The 22,872-nt window shown below is 72.4% G+C and carries 18 protein-coding genes; 14 read left to right on the plus strand and 4 right to left on the minus strand.

Annotation, left to right across the window (positions count from 1 at the left end; translation table 11 throughout):
• Window positions 1-20 precede the first annotated feature (20 nt).
• The 4 genes from frr (at window position 21) to D7044_RS24305 (ending at window position 5,176) form a co-directional block, all read left to right on the plus strand.
• Window positions 21-578 (plus strand): ribosome recycling factor, encoded by a 558-nt coding sequence (gene frr / locus D7044_RS24290; protein WP_120677228.1) that lies wholly within the window; start codon window positions 21-23, stop codon window positions 576-578.
• A gap of 345 nt (window positions 579-923) precedes the next feature.
• On the plus strand, window positions 924-2,546 hold the full coding sequence (locus D7044_RS24295; RefSeq protein ID WP_120690308.1) for a phosphatidate cytidylyltransferase: 1,623 nt from the start codon (window positions 924-926) through the stop codon (window positions 2,544-2,546).
• A 145-nt stretch (window positions 2,547-2,691) separates the two neighbouring features.
• The gene (gene rlmN / locus D7044_RS24300; protein ID WP_120677225.1) at window positions 2,692-3,840 is read left to right on the plus strand and encodes a dual-specificity RNA methyltransferase RlmN; all 1,149 of its coding nucleotides are present in this window, start codon (window positions 2,692-2,694) and stop codon (window positions 3,838-3,840) included.
• Between the two features lie 31 nt (window positions 3,841-3,871).
• A complete protein-coding gene (locus D7044_RS24305; protein WP_120690309.1) occupies window positions 3,872-5,176 on the plus strand; it encodes a DivIVA domain-containing protein in 1,305 nt (434 codons plus the stop codon).
• A 116-nt stretch (window positions 5,177-5,292) separates the two neighbouring features.
• Here the strand turns inward: D7044_RS24305 and D7044_RS24310 are convergent, their stop codons facing one another.
• Window positions 5,293-5,517 carry a DUF2631 domain-containing protein gene (locus tag D7044_RS24310; protein WP_120677221.1) on the minus strand — a complete coding sequence of 75 codons (225 nt, stop codon included), beginning with the start codon at window positions 5,515-5,517 and terminating at the stop codon, window positions 5,293-5,295.
• A gap of 289 nt (window positions 5,518-5,806) precedes the next feature.
• Here D7044_RS24310 and D7044_RS24315 point away from each other — a divergent pair, with 289 nt between their 5' ends.
• The gene (locus tag D7044_RS24315) at window positions 5,807-7,387 is read left to right on the plus strand and encodes a Rieske 2Fe-2S domain-containing protein (RefSeq protein WP_120690310.1); all 1,581 of its coding nucleotides are present in this window, start codon (window positions 5,807-5,809) and stop codon (window positions 7,385-7,387) included.
• Window positions 7,388-7,539: 152 nt separating this feature from the next.
• Window positions 7,540-8,160: a TMEM175 family protein gene (locus D7044_RS24320; RefSeq protein ID WP_120677831.1), complete on the plus strand. Its 621-nt coding sequence runs from the start codon at window positions 7,540-7,542 to the stop codon at window positions 8,158-8,160.
• A 61-nt stretch (window positions 8,161-8,221) separates the two neighbouring features.
• Here the strand turns inward: D7044_RS24320 and D7044_RS24325 are convergent, their stop codons facing one another.
• Window positions 8,222-9,817, minus strand: coding sequence for a phytoene desaturase family protein (locus D7044_RS24325; protein WP_120690311.1), 1,596 nt, complete (start codon window positions 9,815-9,817; stop codon window positions 8,222-8,224).
• A gap of 134 nt (window positions 9,818-9,951) precedes the next feature.
• Between D7044_RS24325 and D7044_RS24330 the strand changes: the two genes are divergently transcribed.
• Window positions 9,952-10,443, plus strand: a complete 492-nt coding sequence (locus tag D7044_RS24330; RefSeq protein WP_147434713.1) for a YcxB family protein — start codon at window positions 9,952-9,954, stop codon at window positions 10,441-10,443.
• A gap of 230 nt (window positions 10,444-10,673) precedes the next feature.
• On the opposite strand, the gene D7044_RS24335 is transcribed toward D7044_RS24330, so the two are convergent.
• Complete coding sequence (locus D7044_RS24335; protein WP_120690313.1) at window positions 10,674-11,519, minus strand: SDR family oxidoreductase; 846 nt, start codon at window positions 11,517-11,519, stop codon at window positions 10,674-10,676.
• A gap of 219 nt (window positions 11,520-11,738) precedes the next feature.
• Between D7044_RS24335 and D7044_RS24340 the strand changes: the two genes are divergently transcribed.
• The 4 genes from D7044_RS24340 (at window position 11,739) to ispG (ending at window position 16,052) form a co-directional block, all read left to right on the plus strand.
• Window positions 11,739-12,206, plus strand: coding sequence for a MarR family winged helix-turn-helix transcriptional regulator (locus D7044_RS24340; protein ID WP_120677210.1), 468 nt, complete (start codon window positions 11,739-11,741; stop codon window positions 12,204-12,206).
• Between the two features lie 202 nt (window positions 12,207-12,408).
• On the plus strand, window positions 12,409-13,620 hold the full coding sequence (dxr, locus tag D7044_RS24345) for a 1-deoxy-D-xylulose-5-phosphate reductoisomerase (protein WP_120690314.1): 1,212 nt from the start codon (window positions 12,409-12,411) through the stop codon (window positions 13,618-13,620).
• Window positions 13,620-14,870: a M50 family metallopeptidase gene (locus tag D7044_RS24350; RefSeq protein WP_120677206.1), complete on the plus strand. Its 1,251-nt coding sequence runs from the start codon at window positions 13,620-13,622 to the stop codon at window positions 14,868-14,870. Before dxr ends, D7044_RS24350 begins: the two co-directional genes overlap by 1 nt.
• Window positions 14,871-14,879: 9 nt before the next feature.
• The gene (gene ispG / locus D7044_RS24355; protein WP_120677204.1) at window positions 14,880-16,052 is read left to right on the plus strand and encodes a flavodoxin-dependent (E)-4-hydroxy-3-methylbut-2-enyl-diphosphate synthase; all 1,173 of its coding nucleotides are present in this window, start codon (window positions 14,880-14,882) and stop codon (window positions 16,050-16,052) included.
• A 142-nt stretch (window positions 16,053-16,194) separates the two neighbouring features.
• Here the strand turns inward: ispG and D7044_RS24360 are convergent, their stop codons facing one another.
• Complete coding sequence (locus D7044_RS24360; protein ID WP_407663345.1) at window positions 16,195-16,782, minus strand: PadR family transcriptional regulator; 588 nt, start codon at window positions 16,780-16,782, stop codon at window positions 16,195-16,197.
• Between the two features lie 159 nt (window positions 16,783-16,941).
• Between D7044_RS24360 and D7044_RS24365 the strand changes: the two genes are divergently transcribed.
• The 3 genes from D7044_RS24365 (at window position 16,942) to D7044_RS24375 (ending at window position 22,788) form a co-directional block, all read left to right on the plus strand.
• Window positions 16,942-18,153 (plus strand): MFS transporter, encoded by a 1,212-nt coding sequence (locus D7044_RS24365; protein WP_120690315.1) that lies wholly within the window; start codon window positions 16,942-16,944, stop codon window positions 18,151-18,153.
• A 55-nt stretch (window positions 18,154-18,208) separates the two neighbouring features.
• Window positions 18,209-19,048 (plus strand): GNAT family N-acetyltransferase, encoded by an 840-nt coding sequence (locus D7044_RS24370; RefSeq protein ID WP_120677198.1) that lies wholly within the window; start codon window positions 18,209-18,211, stop codon window positions 19,046-19,048.
• 173 nt (window positions 19,049-19,221) lie between these two features.
• Window positions 19,222-22,788 (plus strand): ATP-binding cassette domain-containing protein, encoded by a 3,567-nt coding sequence (locus tag D7044_RS24375; protein WP_120690316.1) that lies wholly within the window; start codon window positions 19,222-19,224, stop codon window positions 22,786-22,788.
• Window positions 22,789-22,872 lie beyond the last annotated feature (84 nt).

Below are 22,872 nucleotides of genomic sequence, written 5' to 3' on the forward strand. Positions count from 1 at the left end.
AGAAGGAGGCGAGGAGACCGGTGATCGACGACACCCTCCTCGAGGCCGAGGAGAAGATGGAGCGTGCGATCGAGCACGCCAAGGAGGAGTTCGGCGCGATCCGGACCGGTCGGGCCAACCCGGCCATGTTCTCCAAGGTCATCATCGACTACTACGGCACGCCCACGCCGCTGACCCAGATGGCGTCCGTCGCGATCCCCGAGCCGCGCATGGCGATCATCAAGCCGTACGACAACTCGCAGATCAACGCCATGGAGAAGGCGATCCGCGACTCGGACCTCGGCGTGAACCCGAACAACGAGGGCAACCAGCTGCGCATCGTGCTCCCGCAGATGACCGAGGAGCGCCGCCGCGACATGATCAAGGTGGCTCGGCACAAGGGCGAGGAGGCCAAGGTGGCGATCCGCAACGTCCGCCGCCGCGGCAAGGAGGAGCTGGACCGGATCGTCAAGGACGGCGAGGCCGGCGAGGACGAGGGTCGTCGCGCCGAGAAGGAGCTGGACGATCTCACCCAGCGCTTCGTGGCGAGCGTCGACGAGCTGGTCAAGCACAAGGAAACCGAGCTGCTCGAGGTCTGAATCGTCGCCCGCTGGGCGTCGGAGGTGTCACGAGGCCCGTCCCCGATCGCGGGGGCGGGCCTCGGTTGTTCGGCGGCGGGGCTCCGGACGGTCCTGGTGGTCGCGGGGGTCAGTGGCGCCGCCCAGCGGTCGTCGGCCCCGGGCGCACCGCTGCGGCCGAGCCTCGTCCGCCGTGCCGGAGTGGCCGGTGCAGTAGGCTCGGCAGGATTCCCGGCCACCTGACGGTGAACGCCGGGGATCGACCGCCCGTCGGGTCGGTCAATCCGAAGAAGCCGTCGCACGTGTGTAGGGGATGCTTGTGGTCTTGCGTCATGTGGTGGTCCTCGTGCCGCGTCGCGGTGCGTGATGTCCCCCCTCGACCCCTACAGCGGCGCTGAGCCCCGAGGCTGGGACCGGCCGGACCGGCCGGCGGCCCTGCCGTGGCCGGATCCCGAGATCGATCCGGGGCCGTGGACGCGCAACCCCGCACCCGGGCCGGAGCTCTACGCCGAGCCTCGGACCCGTTCCCGGCCACCGGCCGACCCGTACGACGACGGCGGCTCCTACCCGGCGGGCCCGTACGACGACCGTGACGGGCCGTACCCGCCGGATCCGTACGACGACGGGCGGCACTCGGGCCCGGCGCGCCCCGGGCGGGGTGGACCGTCGCACGGCGAGCGGGACCGGTACCGGGACCGGCGGGCCGATCCGTACGGTGACGACGAGCGCTACCAGGGCGGCCCGCCCGCCCCGCTCCGTGAGCGGTACTCCGACGAGCCGTACGCCGACCGCTACGACGACGACCGTGGCCGTGACCCGTACCGGGAGCGGCCCGACGAGCGAGGGTATCCGGACGAGCGCCGTCACCCCGGCGAGCGCGGGTATCCCGACGAGCGCCGCCATCCCGGCGAGCGCCGCCATCCCGGCGAGCGCGGGTATCCCGACGAGCAGGGATACGCCGACGAGCAGGGATACGCCGACGAGCGGACCGGACGGTACGACGACGAGTCCGGCTTCCCGACCGCGCAGCTGGAGCCGATCCGGGCCGACCTCGCTCCGGACCCGGTCCGGGCCGACCTCGCCCCGGCCCCTGAGCCGGAGCGGACGCCGGGCCGCCGCGGCCCGGGCAAGCGGCGCGCCAGCGCGGATCGTCCCGCCACCCTGCAGGCCTCCGGCCGGGCCGGACGTAACCTGCCGGCCGCCATCGGCGTCGGGCTGGGTCTCGGCGCCCTCATCCTGCTGCCGCTCTTCCTCTACCCGCCGTTGTTCCTGGCGGTCGTCGTCGCCGCCGTCTGCATCGGGGTCTGGGAGCTGACCCGGGCCGTGGGGCGCAGCGGCGCCAATCCACCGCTGGTCCCGCTGGTCGCCGGCAGCGCGCTCACCGTGGGGCTGGCCTGGTTCGCCGGCCCGGACGCGCTCAGCCTCGGTCTGCTGGTGACCGTGCTCGGGGTGATGATCTGGCGGCTGGGGGACGGGCCCGCCGGCTACCAGCGCGACCTGACCGCCTCCACCTTGATCGCGGTCTACGTGCCGTTCCTCGGCGGGTTCGCGGCGCTACTGGCGGCGGCGCCCGACGACGGTCCGTGGCGGATCCTGGCCGCCCTGATCGCGGTGGTGCTCTCCGATACCGGTGGGTACGCCGCGGGCGTGTTCCTCGGAAAGCATCCGATGGCCCCCACGGTGAGCCCCAAGAAGTCCTGGGAGGGCTTCGGCGGTTCCGTCACGGCCGCGGCGCTCGGCAGCGCGCTGCTCCTCTGGCTGGTGTTCGACGTGGCCCCGTGGTGGGGCGCGGTCTTCGGGGTCGCCATCTCCTGCGCGGCCGTACTCGGCGATCTCGCCGAGTCGATGATCAAGCGGGATCTCGGGGTGAAGGACATGAGCAACCTTCTGCCGGGGCACGGCGGGCTGATGGACCGGCTCGACTCGATCCTCTTCGCGGTGCCGACCGCGTACCTGCTGCTGGCCGTCCTCGTGCCGGTGGCCGGGTGAGCTGCCCGAGCGCCGGCGGGGCGGACCGGTCGGACGGAGGCGGAGTGCTCCGCCACCAGGAGGACCCCTTGACCGGAGGGCGGGGGTCGGTTCGGCACCTCCGGACAGGTGCGTACGCCGTTCGGCGTGACAGACTGGACCCGCCATGACGAGCCTGCCCCTGATCCCCGCCGTGCCGGACAAGCCCGCGCGCCGCGCCGCCCTGCCCCAGCAGCACCTCGCCGACCTCGACCTGGCGGGCCGCCAGGCGCTCGTCGCCGAGCTGGGCGAGCCGGCGTTCCGTGCGAAGCAGATCTCCAACCACTACTTCGGCCGGCTGGTCCGTGACCCGCAGCTGATGACCGACCTGCCCGCCGCCGCCCGTGAGCGGCTGGCCGAGCGGCTGATGCCCCGGCTGCTCACCGCGGTGCGGGAGCTGACCTGCGACGACGGCGCGACGCGTAAGGCGCTGTGGCGGCTGCACGACGGCTCGCTCGTGGAGAGCGTGCTGATGGGGTACGAGGACCGGGTGACGGTCTGCATCTCCAGCCAGGCGGGCTGTGGCATGGCCTGCCCGTTCTGCGCCACCGGCCAGGCCGGGCTGACTCGTAACCTCTCCACGGCCGAGATCGTCGACCAGGCGGTCTACCTCGCCGGCGTGGCCGCCTCCGGCGCGGTGGCCGGGTCCCCGGCCCGCCTCTCGCACGTGGTCTTCATGGGCATGGGCGAGCCGCTGGCGAACTACTCCCGGGTGGTCGCGGCGATCCGCCGGCTGGTCGCCCCGGCTCCCGAGGGGCTCGGCCTGTCCCAGCGGCACATCACCGTCTCCACCGTCGGCCTGGTGCCGGCCATTCGCCGACTGGCCAGCGAAGACCTGTCGGTGACTCTTGCGCTGTCGTTGCACGCCCCTGATGATGAGCTGCGCGACGAACTGGTGCCGGTCAACCAGCGCTGGAAGGTGGCCGAGGTGCTGGACGCAGCGTGGGACTACGCGGCCCGGACGGGACGCCGCGTGTCGATCGAGTACGCGATGATCAAGGATGTGAACGACCAGCCGTGGCGCGCCGACCTGCTCGGCCGGCTGCTGGCCGGCAAGTTGGCACATGTGAATCTCATTCCGCTCAACCCGACGCCGGGTAGCCGCTGGGACGCGAGCCCGAAGCCGGTCGAGCGCGAGTTCGTCCGGCGCTTGCGGGCCGCCGGGGTGTCCACCACCGTGCGGGACACCCGGGGGCGTGAGATCGACGGGGCGTGTGGGCAGCTCGCCGCCGCGGAGGACAGCGACATCGACCGCGCCGCAGCGGCATCGGCGTGACCAGGCGTGGCGAAGGAAACCAGGAGACATAGTGGCGAGTCAGGGTCAGCGTTTCCGGCGTAAAGCGGTCCGCCGGGGATACAAGGTCGACGAGGTGGACGCCTTCCTCGACCGGGTGGAGGCGACGCTCGCCGGCCAGCCGGTGGGCGCGCCCGTGGCCTCGCAGGAGGTCCATGACGTCGTCTTCCGGGTCCGGTTCAACGGCTACGACGAGTGGCAGGTCGACCTGCACCTCGACCGGGTCGAGCGCCAGTTGGCCGAGCTGGAGGAGCGCGGCGGCGCCCTCGGACGCGGCGGGGACTCCGGCATGGGCGACCGACTGGGTCAGCCCGATCGGATGGGTCCGCCGGATCGGATGGGGCCGCCCGATCGGATGGGGCCGCCGGACCGGATGGGGCCGCCGGACCGGATGGGGCCGCCCGATCGGATGGGTCCGCCGGACCGGATGGGGCCGCCCGATCGGATGGGGCCGCCGGACCGCATGGGTCCGCCCGACCGGATGGGGCCACCGATGCGCGACGAGCGGGGCATGCCTCCGGTCCCGCAGCCGCTTCCGCCGCGGCCGATGCCCGCGCAGGCCGGCCCGCCCACCGATCGTTACGGCCGTTACGACGAGCCGACCGGCGCCTTCTCCGGCGGGTACGACGCCCCCCGCGGCGGCTTCGACGGCCCGCGCCCGCCGGCCGGCCCCGGCCCCGGCATGCCGATGGGCGGCCCGGGCGGTGGAGCGCCCCTCCCGCAGCGTGGCCTTCCCGCGGGCCCGAGCGGTTACGGCCAGGACGAACCGCGCTTCGACGGCTTCGAGGCCGGCCGGCGGGCCCGCCCCGACATGACCGCGGAGATCCGGATGCCGGAGCGGGACCCGCGCGACATGATGCCCGAGCGGGACCCCCGTGACCTGCGCCGTGGCCCGGCCGGCCCGCCGCCGATGCCTCACCAGGGCTACGGTGGCGCGCCGATGGGCGGTCCGCCCGCCGTGCCCGGCCCGCCGCCGATGGCCGGCCCCCCGGTCGGTGGTCCGCCGATGGGCGGCCCCCCGGTCGGTGGTCCCCCGGCGGGTGGCCCGCCGATGGCCGGGCCGCCCGGGAGTGACCTCTACCGGGTGGACCAGATCCGCCGTCGCTTCCAGGTGCGCCGCTTCGGCAGCGGATACGACCCGGACCAGGTCGACCGGTTCTTCGAGAGCCTGCTCGGCGGCATGGCCGGCCGCAATCAGATGCCGGTGAACCCGAAGGACCTGGACACCCTGCGCTTCGGCCTCGTACCCGGCGGCTACTTCGAGGCGGAGGTCGACGCCGCGCTCAAGGACGTGCAGGACATCCTCTTCGGCCGCTGACGCTCCGGCGGCGCGACGGCCACGCCGCGTACGACGAGGGCCCGCCCTTCCCGATCGGGAAGGGCGGGCCCTCGCGCATGGTCACACACCGGGCGGACCCGGCGCCGGCGCCCGGGTCAGGACCGCAGGCCGCTGCGCCGCAGCACGGAGTCGCCGATGACGATGATCAGAAGTACGGCGGCCAGGCCGACCAGCCAGATCTCCTCGACCTTGCCCTCATGGTTGCCGCAGAACGCCATGAGGACCAGCACCGCCGCCGACAGCACCGCCCCGATCCGTCCGGACTTGCGGTGTCCGGGCTTGTGCTGATCTGGCGCGGTTACCGGCTCGCTTCCTGCCACTGTCGGTCCTTCCCTCGCGATCGGATCTCCGGTTAGTCTGGCACGCCCCGTACCGGCCGTGGCGCAGGGTCCGATCTGATGGGGCGCAGGTGACCCGCGAGGACGACCGGACACCGTTCGGAGGCGGCGGGCGAGGTGCGGGAAACCCGCCGCGAGACGGTACGAGCACGCGCCGGCGCGGTGTCCGGGCGGGTACGACGGCACTACCGGCGTCGCGGACCGGGGGCCCCGACCACTCCGGTAGCGTTTGGCGTACACCTTGATACGTCTTTTTGAGGGGGAAACTGCGGTGCGAGTGACCGGTACCGGGCACGCCAGCATGCGGATCGACACGGCCGCGGGCAGCATCCTGTGCGACCCGTGGGTCAATCCGGCCTATTTCGCCTCCTGGTTCCCGTTTCCCGACAACTCGCTGCTCGACTGGCAGGCCCTCGGCCAGGTCGACTACCTGTACGTCTCCCACCTGCACCGGGACCACTTCGACGCGAAGCACTTGCGGGATTTCGTGTCGAAGGACGCGACCGTGCTGCTTCCCGAGTTCCCCACCTCGGAGATGGAGGACGAGTTCCGGGCGCTGGGCTTCACCAAGTTCATCAAGGCGCCGAACGAGCAGGTCGTCGAGCTTCCGGGCGGCCTGAAGATCATGATCCAGGCGTTGACCAGCCCGACCGACGGACCGATCGGTGACTCGTCCCTCTGGGTCGAGTACGACGGCGTGCGGCTGCTCAACCAGAACGACGCCCGCCCCACCGACCTGACCGCCTTCGCGAAGCTGGGGCACGTGCACGCGCACCTGCTCCAGTTCTCCGGCGCGATCTGGTACCCGATGGTCTACGAGCTGCCGCAGGCGGCCAAGACCGCGTTCGGCAAGCAGAAGCGGGACCGGCAGTTCGACCGCACCTGGCGCTACATCGACGACCTGAAGGCGTCGCACGTTTTCCCGATCGCCGGCCCGCCGTGCTTCCTCGACGACGAGCTGTGGCAGTTCAACGACATCTTCGGCGACGAGGGGAACATCTTCCCCGACCAGTCGGTGTTCCTGAGCGAGTACGCCAAGGTCGGCGGCACCAACGGCATCGTGCTGCTGCCGGGCAGCGTCGCCGAGGTCACCACCGAGGGCGCGACCACCATCCACCCGGTGCCGGTCGAGGAGTTCTTCGCGAACAAGGTCGCCCACCTGGAGGAGATGCGGGAGCGCAAGCGTCCGATCATCGAGGCGGAGAAGGCGTCCTGGCGGCACCCCGAGGTCGACGTGCTCGGCGAGATGAAGCGCCGGATCGAGCCGCTGCTGGACGAGTCGATCTACCTGGCCAAGGGCGTCGGCGGTCCGGTCCGCTTCGACCTGGTCGGCACTGACAGCTCGGGCGGGGAGGCCGTTGAATCCATCGTGGTGGACTTCCCGGGCAAGGAGGTGCGGCCGTACGCGGACGAGAAGGTCCGCTACCGGTTCCGCACCGACCGGTCGCTGATCGAGCACCTGCTCTTCATCGACGAGGTGGACTGGGTCAACTCGCTCTTCCTCTCCTGCCGCTTCTCGGCGGCCCGGATCGGCCAGTACAACGAGTTCGTCTACGCCTTCTTCAAGTGCCTCTCCGAGGAGCGGCTCCAGTACGCCGAGGGCTGGTACGACGAGCACGAGCGAGCCGTCGACGCGGAGGACATCACCCTCGGCGACTGGGTGGTGCAGCGGCGGTGCCCACACCTGAAGGCCGACCTGAGCCGGTTCGGGATCGTCGACGGGGACCAGTTGACCTGCCAGCTGCACGGCTGGCGATTCGACCTCGCCAGCGGCCGCTGCCTGACCAGCGTGGGCCACAAGATCCGTGCGCACCGCGCCGACGCCGCACAGGCCACCGAGGCCGCGAGCTGATTTCGGTCCCGTCCCGCCCCGCCGGGGCCGATCCTGGAGCTGTGGTGAACCACGGGAACGCCTAGTGGACGCCACCTCCGGGTGATCGGCGGGAGCGGGGCGTGACCGAGGGGGACGACGAGGCGCGGTACCGGTACGGACGGAACCGCGAGATGGCCCGGGACGCCTCCCGGGTGGAGGCGTTCAGCGACGCGGTCATCGCGATCGTGCTGACGCTGATGGCTGTCGACCTGCTTCAGCTCGGCCCGGCCCGCACCGACGGATCGGGCCTGGTCGGCGCGCTCCGGCATGAGTGGCCGGCGTACCTCGCGTACGTGATCACGTTCGCGATCGTCGGTCAGGTCTGGCTCACCCACCACAACATGTGGCGGTACGTCGTCCGGGTGGACCAGGTGCTGCTCGTGTTCAACCTGGCCCTGCTGCTCTTCGTGGCGGCCATCCCGTTCGCCGCGGACCTGCTCGCGGACCATCTGCGCGGGCCCGCCGCGGACCAGCGACTGAGCGCCGGGCTCTACGTCAGCGCGGTGCTCGGTGAGGCGCTCTTCTTCAACCTGAGCTGGTGGTGGGCGCGTCGACGCGGGTTGCTGCACCCCGACCTGGATCCCCGGCTGGCCCGGCTGGTGGCCCGCCGATTCCTGCTCGGGCCGCTGCTCTACCTGATCGCGTTCGCCTTCGTCTTCGTCAACCCGATCCTCAGCCTCAGCCTCTACCTGGTGCTGGTCGGCGTCTACCTGCTTCGCGGGCCCGGCGACCTCCCCTCCTACGCCCGCTGACCACTGCCGGGGATCGCCGTGGTGGTGTACGGCCACGCCGACGCACCGCTCCGGGGCCGGATCAGTGGGTCAGGTCGGCGAGGATGCGGTTGGCGGCGTTGTGGCCGGCCGCACCGATCACGCTGCCGGCCGGGTGGCAGCCGGCGCTGCCCGCGTACACCCCGTCGACGCCGGTGGCGTGCGGCATGCGGTCGGTGAAGGAGACCGTGTTGTCCACGTGGTGGATGTGCCCACCGGTGATGCCGAAGTGCGCCTCGATGCCCGGCGGCGGCAGCGGCACCGCGTCCGCGATGAGGTCGGCCGTGCCGGGCGCGTACCGTTCGCAGATCCCGACCAGGCGGTCGACGTAGCCGGGCAGCGCCGCGTCCCAGGTGGTGCCGGCCAGCTCGTAGGGGACCGACTGCACGAAGAGCGCGGACGAGTGGTGCCCCTGGCCGTCGGAGAGCGACGGGTCGACCGTGGTGTGCAGGTACCACTCGATGGTCGGCTCCGCCGGCAGGTGGCCCGCCTGCACCTGCGCCCACATGGCGCGCAGGGCCGCCATCGGTGACTCCCCGCCGCCGCCCACCAGCGACGTGGAGCCGGGCAGCAGGTGGATGGTCGAGCCGAACGGGCTCGGGGCGTCCGCCGGCAGGCACGAGAAGCGGGGTAGCCCGGTGAGCGCCAGGTTCAGCTTGAGGGTGGTGCCGGGTCGCCGTACCGCCGCCATGCGCGCGCTCAGCGGGGCCGGGAGCGCGCCGTCGGGCAGCAGCTCCATCAGCCGGTACGGGTCGCAGGCGCCGAGCACCACCCGGGCGGCCACCTCCCGGCCGTCGGCGAGCACCACGCCGCTCGCCGCGCCGCCGTCCAGGGTGATCGCGTCGACCCGCGCACTGGGAACGATCCGCGCCCCGGCGGCCCGGGCGGCCTCGGCGAAGGTACGGGAGACCGTGCCCATGCCCCCTTCGGCGATCATCCAGGTGCCCCCGGAGCCGGGGAGGCGGCACATGTTGTGCACCAGGAAGTTGTGGCCGGTGCCCGGGTCGTCCGGTCCGGCGTTCAGCCCGGAGAGGCCGTCGGTGACGGCGTACATGCTGACCAGCAGCTCGGACCGGAAGTCGAACCGGGCCAGGTAGTCGGCGACGGAGCCGCGGACCAGGTCGACGAAGACCTGTCGCAGCGCCGGACGGACGTGGCGCTCGGCGGTCTCCTCGACGGGCAGCGGCTCCCTGAGCCAGGCGGGCGCCAGGTCCTCCCGCAGCGCGGCCAGCTCGGTCTGGAGGGCGTCGTCGGCGGCGGCGTCGGCGGGGGAGAAGAACTCGGCGAGCTGCGTCCGGCTCGCCGCCGCGTCACTGCCGAAGAGCAGGTACGGCGAGCCCAGGCCGCCCGGCGTGGGCAGGAAGTAGTGCGGGTCGCGGCGCAGCACCGGGATCTTCACGTCGAGCGTGGCGAGCAGCTCCGGCGGCATCAGCCCGAGCAGGTACGAGCCGGTGGAGTGGCGCAGCCCCGGCACCTTCGGGAACGGGTTCTCGGTGCGGGTGGCCCCGCCGATCACGTCGGCGGCCTCCAGCACCAGCACGTCGAGCCCGGCGCGGGCCAGCAGGATGGCGGAAACCAGGCCGTTGTGCCCGGCGCCGACGATCACCACGTCGGCGCGAGCCGGGATCTCACTCCTCATGCCCTCGCACCCTAGACCGAATCGCCCCCCACCGAGCCCCGCGATCATGAAGTTGTTGCCCGACGGAGCGCTCCCAACGGGCGATAACTTCATGATCACCGGGGGAAGGGCGGGAGGTCGTATCGTCTGGGGTCGTGATGATCAGTTTCGAGACGCGGCCGGACCGGCGGCTGCTGACGCAGGCGTTGCGCCGTACGCTCCGTCGCAGCCTGCGCCTCTTCACGCTCTGCGGCTTCATCCTCCTGCTGCCGGCGGCGGCCGCGCTGCTCACCGACGATCCGCTGGTGGGGCTGGGATGGCTGGCGGGGGCCGTCGTCTTCTGGGCGCTGCCGGCGGTGGTGGTTCGCAGCGCGGTCCAGGCGAGCTGGAAGGGGTACGGCATCCCGATCGCCTGGCAGTTCTCCGACGCCGGCGTGCGGATGGACTCGGCGCTGATGGAAAGCCTGATCCGGTGGGAGGCGCTGGAGTCGGTCGAACCCATTCCCGGCCAGCTGCTTCTGAAGATCAACCGGCAGCAGGTCGTTCCGGTCACGATCGCCGGGCTGACCCCGGTCGACCGCGAGACGCTCGCCGGCTATCTCCGTGGCCGCGGCCTGCTTCCGGAGGGCGCCGCGATCACGGGCTGACGGCAAAGGCCGCGTGGTCCGGGGTGTCGCCGGCGCAGCTGCAGCCTGTTCCAGTCGATGTATCCACGTCGCGGTGTCCCGGGCGGCTGGATGCCGGACATCAGCGATCACGTGTCGATCATCGGCGCGCTGGTCCGAAGCCGTGGCAGGGCGCGGCGCCGTACCGGCGGCCGGGGCGGCCCTTCGGTGCTCGCACCCACACCGAAGGGCCGTCCCGGGGCCGTGGTCGATCAGGCCCCGGCGAAGTGCTGCCGGTGGTCGCGGACGAACTCCGCGATGCTCCGCGGCGACCGGCCGATGACGCTGCTGACATGGTCGTTGGTCACGTCACCGAATCCGATGCCGTAGGCGGCGTTGTACTCGGCGAGTGCCTCCGCCATCCACTCGTCTAGCCCCGCCTGGAGCAGGCCGTCGAGGGTTTCGCCCGGGGTCTGCGACACGTACCGCACCGGTCGCCCGACCGCGTGGCTGATCTCCTCGGCCGCCTGATGCAGGGTGATGCTCGCCGGGCCGGCGAGGGTGTAGATCTTGCCCGCATGTGACTCGGGCGCGGTGAGGATCTCGGCGGCGACCTCGGCGATGTCCCGGACGTCGATGCCGTTGACCCGGCCCTCGCCGTAGAGTCCGTACAGCTCCTCGCCGTTGAGGGTGGAGAGCAGGTTCTGCATGAAGTTGGTGGGTCGCAGGATCGTCCAGCCCAGACCCGAGTTCTGCAGCTCGGCGTCGGAGAGCGCGTGCAGCCGGCCGTTGCGGGTGGGGGCGTCGTGCGCGGCGCCGATCGCGGAGAGCCGCACGATGTGCCGCACCCCGGCCTGCTTGGCGGCCCACACCGCGTTCGCGCTCTGGCTCGGCGCGAGCGGGCCCATCGGCGTCAGCAGCCAGAGGGTGGTCACGCCGTCGAACGCCGCCGGCAGCGTGGCGGGGCGGTCGAGGTCACCCTCGACGTACTCGACGCCGTCGATCTGGGGGGCGCGTGACTTGTCCCGAACGAGGGCGCGTACCGGTGCCTTGCCGGCGAGCGCCCGGAGGACCTCGCTCGACACCATGCCGGTCGCGCCGGTCACCAGAATGGTCATGACTCTCTCCTCCACGGTTACCCGGGTCGTGATCCTGCTGCGGCTGGTCCGCGGCGGGTTGCGCTACGTGCCGCCCCGCGCCGGCCCGGATCGGCCGGGGGCGAGTGGGTGGCCGCTGTCACGTGGCACCGGGCCGCCTACTGTCAGGCAGGTCCGGGCGGTGATGCCGTCGACCACGGTATAGTCCAAATATTAGACCGTCCAATGATTGGACTAAAGATGAGGCGCAGCACACGTAAGGAGCAGGATCCCGACCTCGGCATCCTGGCCGTCCAGCTCTCCGCGCGGGTCCAGCGCGCGCTCTTCGCCCGCGCCGCGGAACAGGGATTCGAGGACGTCCGGCCCCGGCACGGGGCGGTCATGGCGTATCTGGACGCCGAGGGCACGCGCCCCGGCGAACTCGCCCGGCTGGCCGGCCGCAACAAGCAGACGATGGGGGCGATCCTCGACGAGCTGGAGCGCCTGGGGTACGTCCGGCGCGCCCCCGACCCGGCCGACCGCCGCGCCCGGCTGATCATGCCGACCGAGCGTGGACTCAGGTTCATGGAGGTCTCCGACGCCCTCGTGAACCAGATCGAACAGGACCTCTCCGACGCGATCGGTGCGGACCGCTACCGGGCGTTCCGGGAGGTGCTGCAGCAGGGCACGACGAGCCTCCCGGCGGGCGGCCGGGACGCCGAGGGCTGAGCAGCGATCCACCCGACTTCAGGGGTGATCCACTCGATTTCATGAAATTCGCGGTATCCGGGGCAGGTGGATGCCCCGACTTCCATGAGCTCGTGTCGATCATCGCCGCCGCGCTAGGCCGCGAGGGCAGCTCCGGAGCAGGTCAACGGCGAAGTTTGAGGCTCTCAGCGGACGTACAGCGCGGCTGGGGAAGAATGGCCGGGTGACTTCCGTGCGAGAGCTCGTCCTGCTCGGTTCCACCGGCTCGATCGGCACGCAGGCCATCGACATCGTTCGGCGCAACCCGGAGCGGTTCCGGGTGGTGGCGCTCGGCGCGGGCGGCGGCAACGTCGAGCTGCTCGCCGCCCAGGCCCTCGAACTCGGCGTCGAGGCGGTCGGCGTGGCGAAGGCCTCCGCCGCCCAGGACCTCCAGCTCGCCTTCTACTCCGAGGCGAGCCGGCGTGGCTGGGCCAGCGGCGACTTCAAGCTTCCCAAGATCGTGGCCGGGCCGGACGCCATGACCGAGCTGGCCCAGTGGCCCTGTGACGTGGTGCTCAACGGGGTGGTCGGCTCGCTCGGGCTGGCGCCGACCCTCGCGGCGCTGCGCGCCGGCCGTACGCTCGCGCTCGCCAACAAGGAGTCGCTGGTGGCCGGCGGCCCGCTGGTCAAGGCCGCGGTGACCCGGGCGGGGCAGATCGTGCCGGTCGACTCGGAGCACTCGGCGCTCGCCCAGTGCCTGCGCGGCGGTACGCGGGGCGAGGTGCGCCGGCTGGTGGTCACCGCGAGCGGCGGCCCGTTCCGGGGTAAGCGGCGCGACGAGTTGACCCAGGTCACGCCCGAGCAGGCGCTGGCGCACCCGACCTGGAACATGGGCCCGGTCGTCACGATCAACTCCGCGACCATGGTCAACAAGGCGCTCGAGGTGATCGAGGCGCACGAACTCTTCGACGTCCCGTACGGCGACATCACGGTGATGGTGCACCCGCAGTCGGTGATCCACTCGATGGTCGAGTTCGCCGACGGCTCCACCCTCGCGCAGGCCAGCCCGCCGGACATGCGGCTGCCGATCGCCCTCGGCCTCGGCTGGCCGGATCGGGTGCCGGACGCCGCCGCCGCAGTCGACTGGACGACCGGCCACACCTGGGAGTTCGCCCCGCTGGACGACGAGGCGTTCCCGGCGGTCGCCCTCGCCAAGGCCGCGGGTGAGGCCGGGTGCTGCCGCCCGGCCCTCTACAACGCCGCGAACGAGGAGTGCGTGGCCGCGTTCGTGGCCGGCCGGCTGCCCTTCCTCGGCATCGTGGACACCCTCGCCAGGGTCCTGGACGACGCTCCGGACTTCGGCGAACCAGGTACCGTCGAGGACGTGCTGACGGCCGAGTCGTGGGCGCGTACGCATGCGCAGGAGATCATCGCCGAGGCGGTGGAAGGAGCTTGATGGCATACCTGATCGGGGTGGTCCTCTTCGCCCTGGCGATCCTCATCTCGGTGAGCCTGCACGAGGCGGGGCACATGATCACCGCCAAGGCGTTCGGGATGAAGGTCACCAAGTACTTCGTCGGCTTCGGCCCCACCGTCTGGTCCTTCCGGAAGGGTGAGACCGAGTACGGCCTCAAGGGCGTCCCGCTCGGCGGCTTCTGCAAGATCGTCGGGATGACCCCGCAGGACGACGACGTCGAGCCGGGCGACGAGAAGCGGGTGATGTGGCGCTACCCCGTCTGGAAGCGGACGATCGTGATGTCCGCCGGCTCGATCACCCACTTCGCGATCGCGCTGGTCACGCTCTGGATCCTGGCCATCTCCGCCGGCCTGCCCAACCCGAACTTCCCCAGCACCGAGGAGCAGGTCCGCCAGGAGCCGGCGGTCGTCGCGCTCAGCGACTGCGTGGTGCCCGAGAACGCCGCCCGTGCCTGCGCGCCCGGCGACGCCGCCAGCCCCGCCGCGCAGGCCCAGCTGCGCGACGGTGACCGGATCACCTCGCTGAACGGTCAGCCGATCGAGAACTACGGCCAGCTGCTCACCGCGCTGCGCGGCGTCCAGCCCGGCAGCACCGCGACCATCGGCTACGTCCGCGACGGGCAGCCGGCCGAGACCCGGGCGACGCTCGCCCGGACCGAGCGGCCGCCGCTGGACGACCCGGAGGGCGCGGTCGGCCCGGTCGCCGCGCTCGGCGTCGGGCTCATCCCGAGCACACCCACCCGGGTGACGTACGGGCCGGTCGGGGCGTTCGGCGCCACCGCCGACTTCACCGGCGAGATGGCGGTCGGCACCGTGCAGGCCCTGCAGCGGATCCCGCAGAAGGTTCCGGCGCTCTGGCACGCGATCACCGGTGGCGAGCGGGACGTGGACACCCCGATCAGCGTGGTCGGCGCCAGCCGGCTCGGCGGCGAGGCCGTGGAGAACAACGCCTGGCTGGTCTTCTTCATGCTCTTCGTCTCGCTGAACTTCTTCATCGGTGTCTTCAACCTGCTGCCGCTGCTCCCGCTCGACGGCGGCCACATCGCCATCGCCTGGTTCGAACGGGCCCGCTCCTGGCTGTTCGCGCGGCTGCGCCGCCCGGACCCGGGCCGCGTGGACTACCTCAAGCTCATGCCCTTCACGTACGCGGTGATCCTGATCGGTGGCGTCTTCACGCTGCTGACCATCACCGCGGACGTGGTCAACCCGATCACGCTCTTCTCAAGGTGAGTGTTTGAAGTGACCGCAGTCAGCCTCGGAATGCCTCCCGTGCCGCCTCCGCCGCTCGCGCCGCGCCGGGCCAGCCGCCAGATCATGGTCGGCTCCGTGCCAGTCGGTGGTGGCGCGCCGGTCTCGGTGCAGTCGATGACCACCACCCTCACCGCCGACGTCAACGCCACGCTGCAGCAGATCGCCGAGCTCACCGCCAGCGGCTGCCAGATCGTCCGGGTCGCGGTGCCCTCCCAGGACGACGTCGAGGCGCTGCCCGCGATCGCCAAGAAGTCGCAGATCCCGGTGATCGCCGACATCCACTTCCAGCCGAAGTACGTCTTCGCCGCGATCGACGCGGGCTGTGCGGCCGTCCGGGTGAACCCGGGCAACATCCGCCAGTTCGACGACAAGGTCAAGGAGATCGCGAAGGCGGCCGGTGAGGCCAAGGTGCCGATCCGCATCGGCGTCAACGCCGGCTCGCTCGACAAGCGGCTGCTCAGCAAGTACGGCAAGGCCACCGCCGAGGCGCTCGTCGAGTCGGCGCTCTGGGAGTGCTCGCTCTTCGAGGAGCACGGCTTCCGGGACATCAAGATCTCGGTGAAGCACAACGACCCGGTGGTCATGATCCGGGCGTACCGGCAGCTCGCCGAGCAGTGCGACTACCCGCTGCACCTCGGCGTCACCGAGGCCGGCCCCGCCTTCCAGGGCACCATCAAGTCGGCGGTGGCGTTCGGCGCGCTGCTCGCCGAGGGCATCGGTGACACCATCCGGGTCTCCCTCTCCGCGCCGCCGGTGGAGGAGGTCAAGGTCGGCAGCCAGATCCTGGAGTCGCTGGGGCTGCGGGAGCGTGGCCTGGAGATCGTCTCCTGCCCGTCCTGCGGACGCGCGCAGGTGGACGTCTACAAGCTCGCCGAGGAGGTCACTGCCGGCCTGGAGGGGCTGCCGGTGCCGCTGCGGGTCGCCGTGATGGGTTGCGTCGTCAACGGTCCGGGTGAGGCCCGGGAGGCCGACCTCGGCGTCGCCTCCGGCAACGGCAAGGGCCAGATCTTCGTGAAGGGGCAGGTCATCAAGACCGTGCCCGAGGCGCAGATCGTGGAGACGCTGATCGAGGAGGCGCTCCGGCTGGCCGAGGAGATGGGCGCCGAGCTGCCCGAGGAGCTGCGCGGCCTGGTCACCAGCCCCACCGTCACCGTCCACTGACCTCCCGCCTCCGCGCCCCACGCCCGAAGGGCAGGGCACGCTTACACGGAAAGAGTGGCCATTCCCGCGGGAATGACCACTCTTTCCGTGTATTTGCCCCAACCTGCCCCGTGGCATGCGCGCGGCGGCTCGGGGCGAGGGGTCAGTCGGACTCGGCGAGGATGGCGTAGAGCTTGCGCCGGGTCTCGTCGAGCACCTGGGCGGCCCGCTCGCGCTGGTCGTCGGTGCCGGTCATCATCACCTGCCGCAGCGCCTGCATCGCCTGCCCGCCGGCGTCACGAATGTCGTGCCAGCTGTTGACGGTGTCCTGGGCCAGCTCCGACCACGGCGGGTTCTCGGCTGCCTCGGTCGCCTCGGCGCGGCCGGCCTCGGTGACGGTGAACCGCTTCCGCCCGCCGCCGGAGTCCTCGGCCGCGGCGATGACGCCCTCGTCCTCCAGCAGTTGGAGCGTCGGGTAGATCGAGCCCGGGCTGGGCCGCCAGGCGCCCCCGGTGCGGGAGTCGATCTCCTGGATCATCTCGTAGCCGTGCATCGGGCGCTCGGTGAGCAGCGCCAGCACGGCCGCCCGCACGTTCGGCCGACGTCGCCTGCCACGGCCCCGTCCGCCCCAGCCGTGGCCGCCGCCGTGCCCGTGCGGCATGGGTGGCACGGGTGGGAAGCCGAAGCCGCCGCCCCGCATCCGGACCTCCCGCATCGCGCCGTGCACGGCCCCGTGCATCGCGCCGTGCATCGCCTCGTGCATCGCTTCGTGCATCACGTGGTGCCCGCGGTGGAATCTCATGTTCCGCTCCCTGTCTAAGTATCGCTGATGCATCAACGATATATCGGCAATGTGTCGGCGACAAGGTGAGCCTGCAAACCGTACGTACGTCTTGCTAGGCTGCCGACCGTGCGACTGCTTCCCGACCCCGGACCGGCCCGGACCCTCGCCCTCTCGACCCTGATCAACACCGTCGGCCGGGGCACCTGGCTGACCGCCAGCGCCCTGTTCCTGACCCGCTCGGTCGGACTGACCGTGGCCCAGGTCGGCCTCGGGCTCACCCTCACGGCGCTGGTCAGCCTGATCGCCAGCACCCCGATGGGCTACCTCGCCGACCGGCGCGGCCCGCGCGGCGTCCAGCTCGCCGCGCTGCTCGCCTCCGCCGCGTGCACCGCCGCCCTGGTCACCGTGCGGTCCTTCCCGACCTTCCTGCTGGTCGGCATGCTCATGGCGATCGCCGACGCGGCGAACCGGGGTGCCCGAGGCGCGCTGATCGCCGGTGCCGTCCCCGCCGAACAGCGCGTACGCACCCGCGCCTACCTGCGCGCCGTCACCAATGTGGGGATCTCGGTCGGCGCGGTGGTCGCCGGTGTCGGACTCGCCGCCGACACCCGGGCCGCGTACGTGGCGCTGATCCTGCTGGACTGCGCGACCTACCTGCTGGCGGCGGCGATCCTGCTCCGCCTGCCGGTCGTACCGCCGGTCCCCGCGCCCACGCACGGGCCACGGCTGGTGGCCCTGCGGGACCGCCCGTTCCTCGCCTTCACCGTGCTCGACGGGCTGATGTCGATGCACTTCGGGCTGCTGAACATCGCCCTGCCGCTCTGGATCGCCGAGCACACCGAAGCGCCGCACTGGCTGATCTCCGCCTGCATGCTGGTCAACACGGTGATGGTGGTGCTCTTCCAGGTCCGTGCCTCCCGCGGCACCGAGGAGCTGGCCGGAGCCGGCCGCGCCGCCCGCCGCGCGGGGGTGGTGATCGCCGCCGCCTGCCTGCTCTTCGCCGCCAGCGGCACCGTCCCCGGACCGGCCGCCGTGGCGCTGCTGCTCGCCGGGTCGCTGGTGCACGTGGTGGGCGAACTGTGGCACTCGGCGGCCGGCTGGGGCATCTCGTTCGGTCTCGCCCCGGCGGACGCGCAGGGTCAGTACCAGGGCGCGTACGGAATGGGCATGCAGCTCGGGTCGATGGTGGCACCCGCCGTGGTGACCACGCTCGCGGTCGGCTGGGGCGTACCGGGCTGGTTGGTCCTCGGTGTGTTCTTCCTGTCCGTCGGTGCCCTGGTGCCCCCGGTGGTGCGGTGGGCCGAGGGCACCCGGGTGGCGCAGCCGGTGGCCGCGTGACACGGAGTCGGTACTCAGCCCGCGGGCCAGGGGGCGGATCTGGCACGCTGGAGGCGTGCTGACGGTGCCGGTACGGCAACTGGGGGAATCGGAACGACGCGCGGTCGAGCGCCTACTCGACCTCGACCCGTACGCGGGCGCGCAGGTCGCCGAGCGGATCGCCGCGCGCGGGCTCTCCTGGTGGCGGGCCGAGGGTCGCATCCTCGGCTACGGCGCCCGACGCAACCTCGAATCGATCTGCTGGCTGGGCGGCAACCTGACCCCGGTGCTCGCCACCGACCCGGCCGTCGACGCGTTCGCCGACCTGCTCGCCGGCGAGGAGCGGCTCTGCTCGTCGATCGTCGGTCGGGCCGACGCTGTCCTCGGGCTCTGGGACCGCCTCTGCGACGTGTGGGGGCCGGCCCGGGACGTACGCCCCAACCAACCGCTGCTGGCCACCGAGGCGCTGCCGGTGGTCCCCGCCGACCCGGAGGTCCGCCGCGTCCGCACCGGGGAGGTCGACCGGCTCTTCCCGGCGGCCGTGGCGATGTACACCGAGGAGGTCGGGGTCTCACCCCTGGCCGAGGATGGCGGGCGCAGCTACCGCCGGCGGGTCAGCGAGCTGGTCCGCGGCGGCCGGGCGTACGCCCGCTTCGTCGACGGACGGGTGATCTTCAAGGCCGAGTTGGCGGTGGTGACCCGGCGGACCGCGCAGATCCAGGGCGTCTGGGTGGCCCCCGAGTGGCGGGGGCGAGGCATCGCCACGGCGGCCATGGCGGCCGTGGTCCGCGACGCCCTGCTGCGCGTCGCGCCGACGGTCAGCCTCTACGTCAACGACTTCAACCTGCCCGCTCGCCGGGTCTACGAACGGTGTGGCTTCCGCCCGGTCGGCACGCTCGCCACCGTGCTCTTCTGACCGCCGGCGCTCGCCCCGTCGGCGGCTCCTCGTCCGGTGCGCCGAACGCTGATCCACGTCGATCGCGTGGCCCGTGCGCGGGTCCGGAGCTGCGAAAAATGTGTTGAACGCCCGGCTCGGCTGAGTGAGTCTGGCAGCACCGCCCCCACCCCAGCAGAGTCCGGAGGACTGTCATGCGCCTGCTCCGAGACCTCTGGGCCACCGCACCGCGCCGAATGTGGGCGGTTCTCCTGCTCGTCGTGGTCGGCGCCGGTGGTCAGGCGGCCGCCTCCGCGCTCGCCGGTCCGGTGCTTGTGCACCACTCCTCCGGCTGGTTCACCGGTCTGGCCGTCGCGCTGGTCGCCGCGGTCGTGACCGATGTCGTGGTCGGTCTGCTGATGGCCGGGGTGACCGCCGACTGGTCCGCCGACGTCCGGCGGCGTCTGTGTCGGGTGGCGCTCGGGCAGGATCTGCCCACCCTGGAGACCACCCCGGTCGGCGAACTGCTCGACCGCATCGACAACGACGTCTACCAGGTCGCCGCCGAGCTGCGGAACACCGGCGTACGGCTGGTCCAGGGCGTCGCGGTGTGCCTGCTCGCGACCGTGAGCGCGCTCTTCGTGTGGTGGCCGGCCGGCGTGGGGATGGTCGTGCTGACCACCCTGCTCACGCTCGTCCTGCGTCGACCCACCGGGCGCATCGCCCCGGCCCGGATGGCCGAGGAGGAGGCCTGGTCCGACCTCGCCGCCGTGATGGAGGAGGCGGTGCACGGGCAGGACGACGTCCGGACCAGCCTGGCCCGGCCCTACGTGCTGCGCCTCTACGCCCGGCGGGCCGCCGAGGTGATCGCCCGGGCGGGCCGGGTGTTCCGGATGTCGGCCCGGGTGACCGCCATCGCCGCCGGCGGGATCCGGGCCGGCATCGCCGCCGTGGTGCTCGCCGGAGCGTGGGCGTTGGCCAGCGGCCGCGTCGACGGCGCCCGGTTGACCGCCATCTGGCTGCTCGCGATCGCCTTCGGCGCGACGGTCGAGCACATGGCCCGCTGGGTGCCGCACCTGCAGTACGCGCTCGGCGCCTGGGCCCGGGTGCAGCTGCTCTCCGCCGCGGTCCAGGAGCCGACCGGTGGGGTGACGCCGACCGACGGCGACCTGAGCCTCCGGGGCCTCACCTTCCGCTACGGCTCGGACGACGAGCGGGGTGCGGCGCTGCGGGACGTCCGGCTGGCCTTCGTCCGGGGGCGGTCGTACGCCCTGGTCGGGCGCACCGGCTCGGGCAAGTCGACGCTGGCCAAGGTGCTCACCCGCGCCGTGGACGTGCCCCGGGGAACCGTCTTCCTCGGCGACACCGACCTCGTCGACCTCGACGTCGAGCTGCTGCGCCGGTGGATCGCCGTGGTGCCGCAGCGCACCGAGATCCTCGCCGGCACGCTGGCCGAGAACGTCGCGCTCTTCGACCCGGAGCTGCTCGACGACGCGCAGCGGGCGCTGGCGGAGCTCGGGCTGGCCGGGTGGATCGCCGAGCTGCCCGACGGGGTGCACACCCGGCTCGGCGAGGGCGGCCACGTGCTCTCCGCCGGGCAGGAACAGCTGGTCGCGTTCGCCCGGATCCTGGTCCGGGACCCCCAGGTGGTGATCCTCGACGAGGCGACCGCGCGGCTCGACCCGGTCACCGAGACCCGCGTACGGCAGGCCACCGAACGGCTGCTCGCCGGTCGCATCGGCATCGTCATCGCGCACCGGCTCTCGTCGGTGCGCCGCTGCGACGAGGTGGTGGTGCTCGCCGACGGCGCGGTGCTGGAGGCCGGGCCGCTGCGGGAGTCGGCGCGCTTCGCCGAGCTGCTGGCGACCGCGGGCGCGAGCGCCTACGCCGGAACGGGCGGGCGGGGCGGGGTGGACCTGCTGCCGGCGCGGGACCCGGGATGGGATCTCGCCGAGCCGACCGGACCTGCCGAGCCGAGCGCATCCGTCGAGCCGAGTGGATCTGTCGAGCCGAGCGGACCTGTCGAGCCGAGCGGACTTGTCGAGCCGGCGACGGCGCAGCGGCCGGTCGCCGTACCGAGGACCGACCCGCCGCCGGCCGCCGCGCCGCCACCCGCGCGAACCATGCGGCAGATCCTGCGGCTGGGCGTCAACGACCCGCGGTTCGGGCTGGTCTCCATCGCCATGTTCACGGTGCTGACCCTGCTCGGCCTGGACGGGTCGGTGCTGCCGTGGCTCTGGGCGGACGTGGTCGACGGCGGCGACCCCTGGCTGCCGGCGCTCGGCATCGCCGCCGCGCTGCTGGTCGTGCTGCCGTTGCCCTACCTGACCAATCTGTGGTTCCCGCAGTGGTGGATCCGCCAGCTGCTGCGGATCAGCCTGCGCCTGGTGCACGGGCAGACCGGGCCGCGCCGGGTCAGCGCCCACACCCCGGCCGAGGTGGTCGCCCAGGGTGGTGACACCGAGCGCGTGGTGCAGCTCGCCGACAACCTGATGGACCAGCTGATCTCGCTGGTGATCGTGGTCGCGATGACAGTGGTGACCGGCAGCTTCGTACCGGCGCTCTTCTTCCTGGGGACGATGGTGGTCTCCGGGCTGGCGGCGACGCTCTTCGGGCCCCGGCTGGAGCGCACCGCCGGCGGCACCGTCAAGGCGCGCGCCGCGTTCGCCACCGCCCTGGTCTCCGCGCTCTCCGCCGCCCGTACGGTGAAGCTCGCGGGCGCCAGCGCGCCGGTGCTGAACCATCTGGCGAAGCTGGACACGGTACGCAGCGACCGGCAGCGCCGGGAGATCTCCATGCAGGTGTGGGCGCGCTCCACCCCGTCGGTGGTCAGCGGGCTGCTGCCGATCGGCGCGTGGGGGCTCTACCTGGCCGGCGGGCTCTCCGCCGGCGCGACGCTGGTGGCCGTCTCCACGCTCGGCGCGGCCCGCTGGTTCGCCTGGACCACGGCCTCGCTGGTCTCCCACTACCCGTCCGCGCGGGTCTGGACCCGACGGACGGTGGCGATGAGCGGGATCGCCGACTACACGGCGGCGGTGCCCGGAGTGGACCTCACCAACGGGACGGCGCCCGCGCCGGAGGTGCCGCCGCGGCGTCCGCTGCGCCGGTTGGAGCTGACCGGGTTCGGGGCCCTGCACACCGACGGGACGCTCGCCGTCCGGGACGTGGACCTCACCGTCGAGCGGGGACAGTTGGTGCTGGTCGTCGGCCCCGTCGGCGCGGGTAAGTCGTCGCTGCTGCGGGCCCTGGCCGGCATCGTGCACCACACCGGCCGGCTGAGCTGGAACGGGGAGCCGGTCACCGAGCCGGAGCTGTTCCTGCGACCGAACCAGGTCGGGTACGTGGGACAGCTGCCCCGGGTGCTCTCCGGCACCGTCGCGGAGAACATCGCACTCGGTCACGAGGTCGACGCGTCGGCGGCGGTCGCCACCGCCCAGCTGGAACACGACCTGGCCGCGGCCGGCGGTGGGCTGGGGCTGCTGATCGGGCACAAGGGCACCCGGCTCTCCGGGGGGCAGTTGCAGCGGCTGGCGCTGGCCCGGGCCCTCGCGCCGCGTACCGAGCTGCTGGTCGCCGACGACGTCTCCTCCGCGCTGGACGTCACGACCGAGCTGGCGCTCTGGGCGGCGCTGCGGGAGCACGGGGTCACCGTGGTCGGCTCGACCTCGAAGCGGGCGGCGCTGGTCCGCGCCGACCACGTGGTGGTGCTGATCGACGGCACGGTCGCGGCCCAGGGCCCCTGGCGCGACCTGGCGCCCGACTGGTCCCACCTGGCCGGCTGACCCGCCGACCCCACCGTGTCGATCAAGAGGATTGCGTCGGATCCGGCTGCTCCGGTGACGCAAACCTCTTGATCACGGCAATGG

The sequence above is a fragment of the Micromonospora musae genome, assembly GCF_003626635.1.
In the GTDB taxonomy this organism is placed as follows: Bacteria; Actinomycetota; Actinomycetes; order Mycobacteriales; family Micromonosporaceae; genus Micromonospora; species Micromonospora musae.

What these genes read in the sequence shown, in the direction of transcription:
- D7044_RS24295 (WP_120690308.1), top strand. Translation starts at nt 924, where the DNA reads ATGTCCCCCCTCGACCCCTACAGCGGCGCTGAGCCCCGAGGCTGGGAC.
- rlmN (WP_120677225.1), top strand. Translation starts at nt 2,692, where the DNA reads ATGACGAGCCTGCCCCTGATCCCCGCCGTGCCGGACAAGCCCGCGCGC.
- D7044_RS24320 (WP_120677831.1), top strand. Translation starts at nt 7,540, where the DNA reads ATGGCCCGGGACGCCTCCCGGGTGGAGGCGTTCAGCGACGCGGTCATC.
- D7044_RS24325 (WP_120690311.1), bottom strand. Translation starts at nt 9,817, where the DNA reads ATGAGGAGTGAGATCCCGGCTCGCGCCGACGTGGTGATCGTCGGCGCC.
- D7044_RS24335 (WP_120690313.1), bottom strand. Translation starts at nt 11,519, where the DNA reads ATGACCATTCTGGTGACCGGCGCGACCGGCATGGTGTCGAGCGAGGTC.
- D7044_RS24340 (WP_120677210.1), top strand. Translation starts at nt 11,739, where the DNA reads ATGAGGCGCAGCACACGTAAGGAGCAGGATCCCGACCTCGGCATCCTG.
- D7044_RS24350 (WP_120677206.1), top strand. Translation starts at nt 13,620, where the DNA reads ATGGCATACCTGATCGGGGTGGTCCTCTTCGCCCTGGCGATCCTCATC.
- D7044_RS24360 (WP_407663345.1), bottom strand. Translation starts at nt 16,782, where the DNA reads ATGCACGGCGCGATGCACGGGGCCGTGCACGGCGCGATGCGGGAGGTC.
- D7044_RS24375 (WP_120690316.1), top strand. Translation starts at nt 19,222, where the DNA reads ATGCGCCTGCTCCGAGACCTCTGGGCCACCGCACCGCGCCGAATGTGG.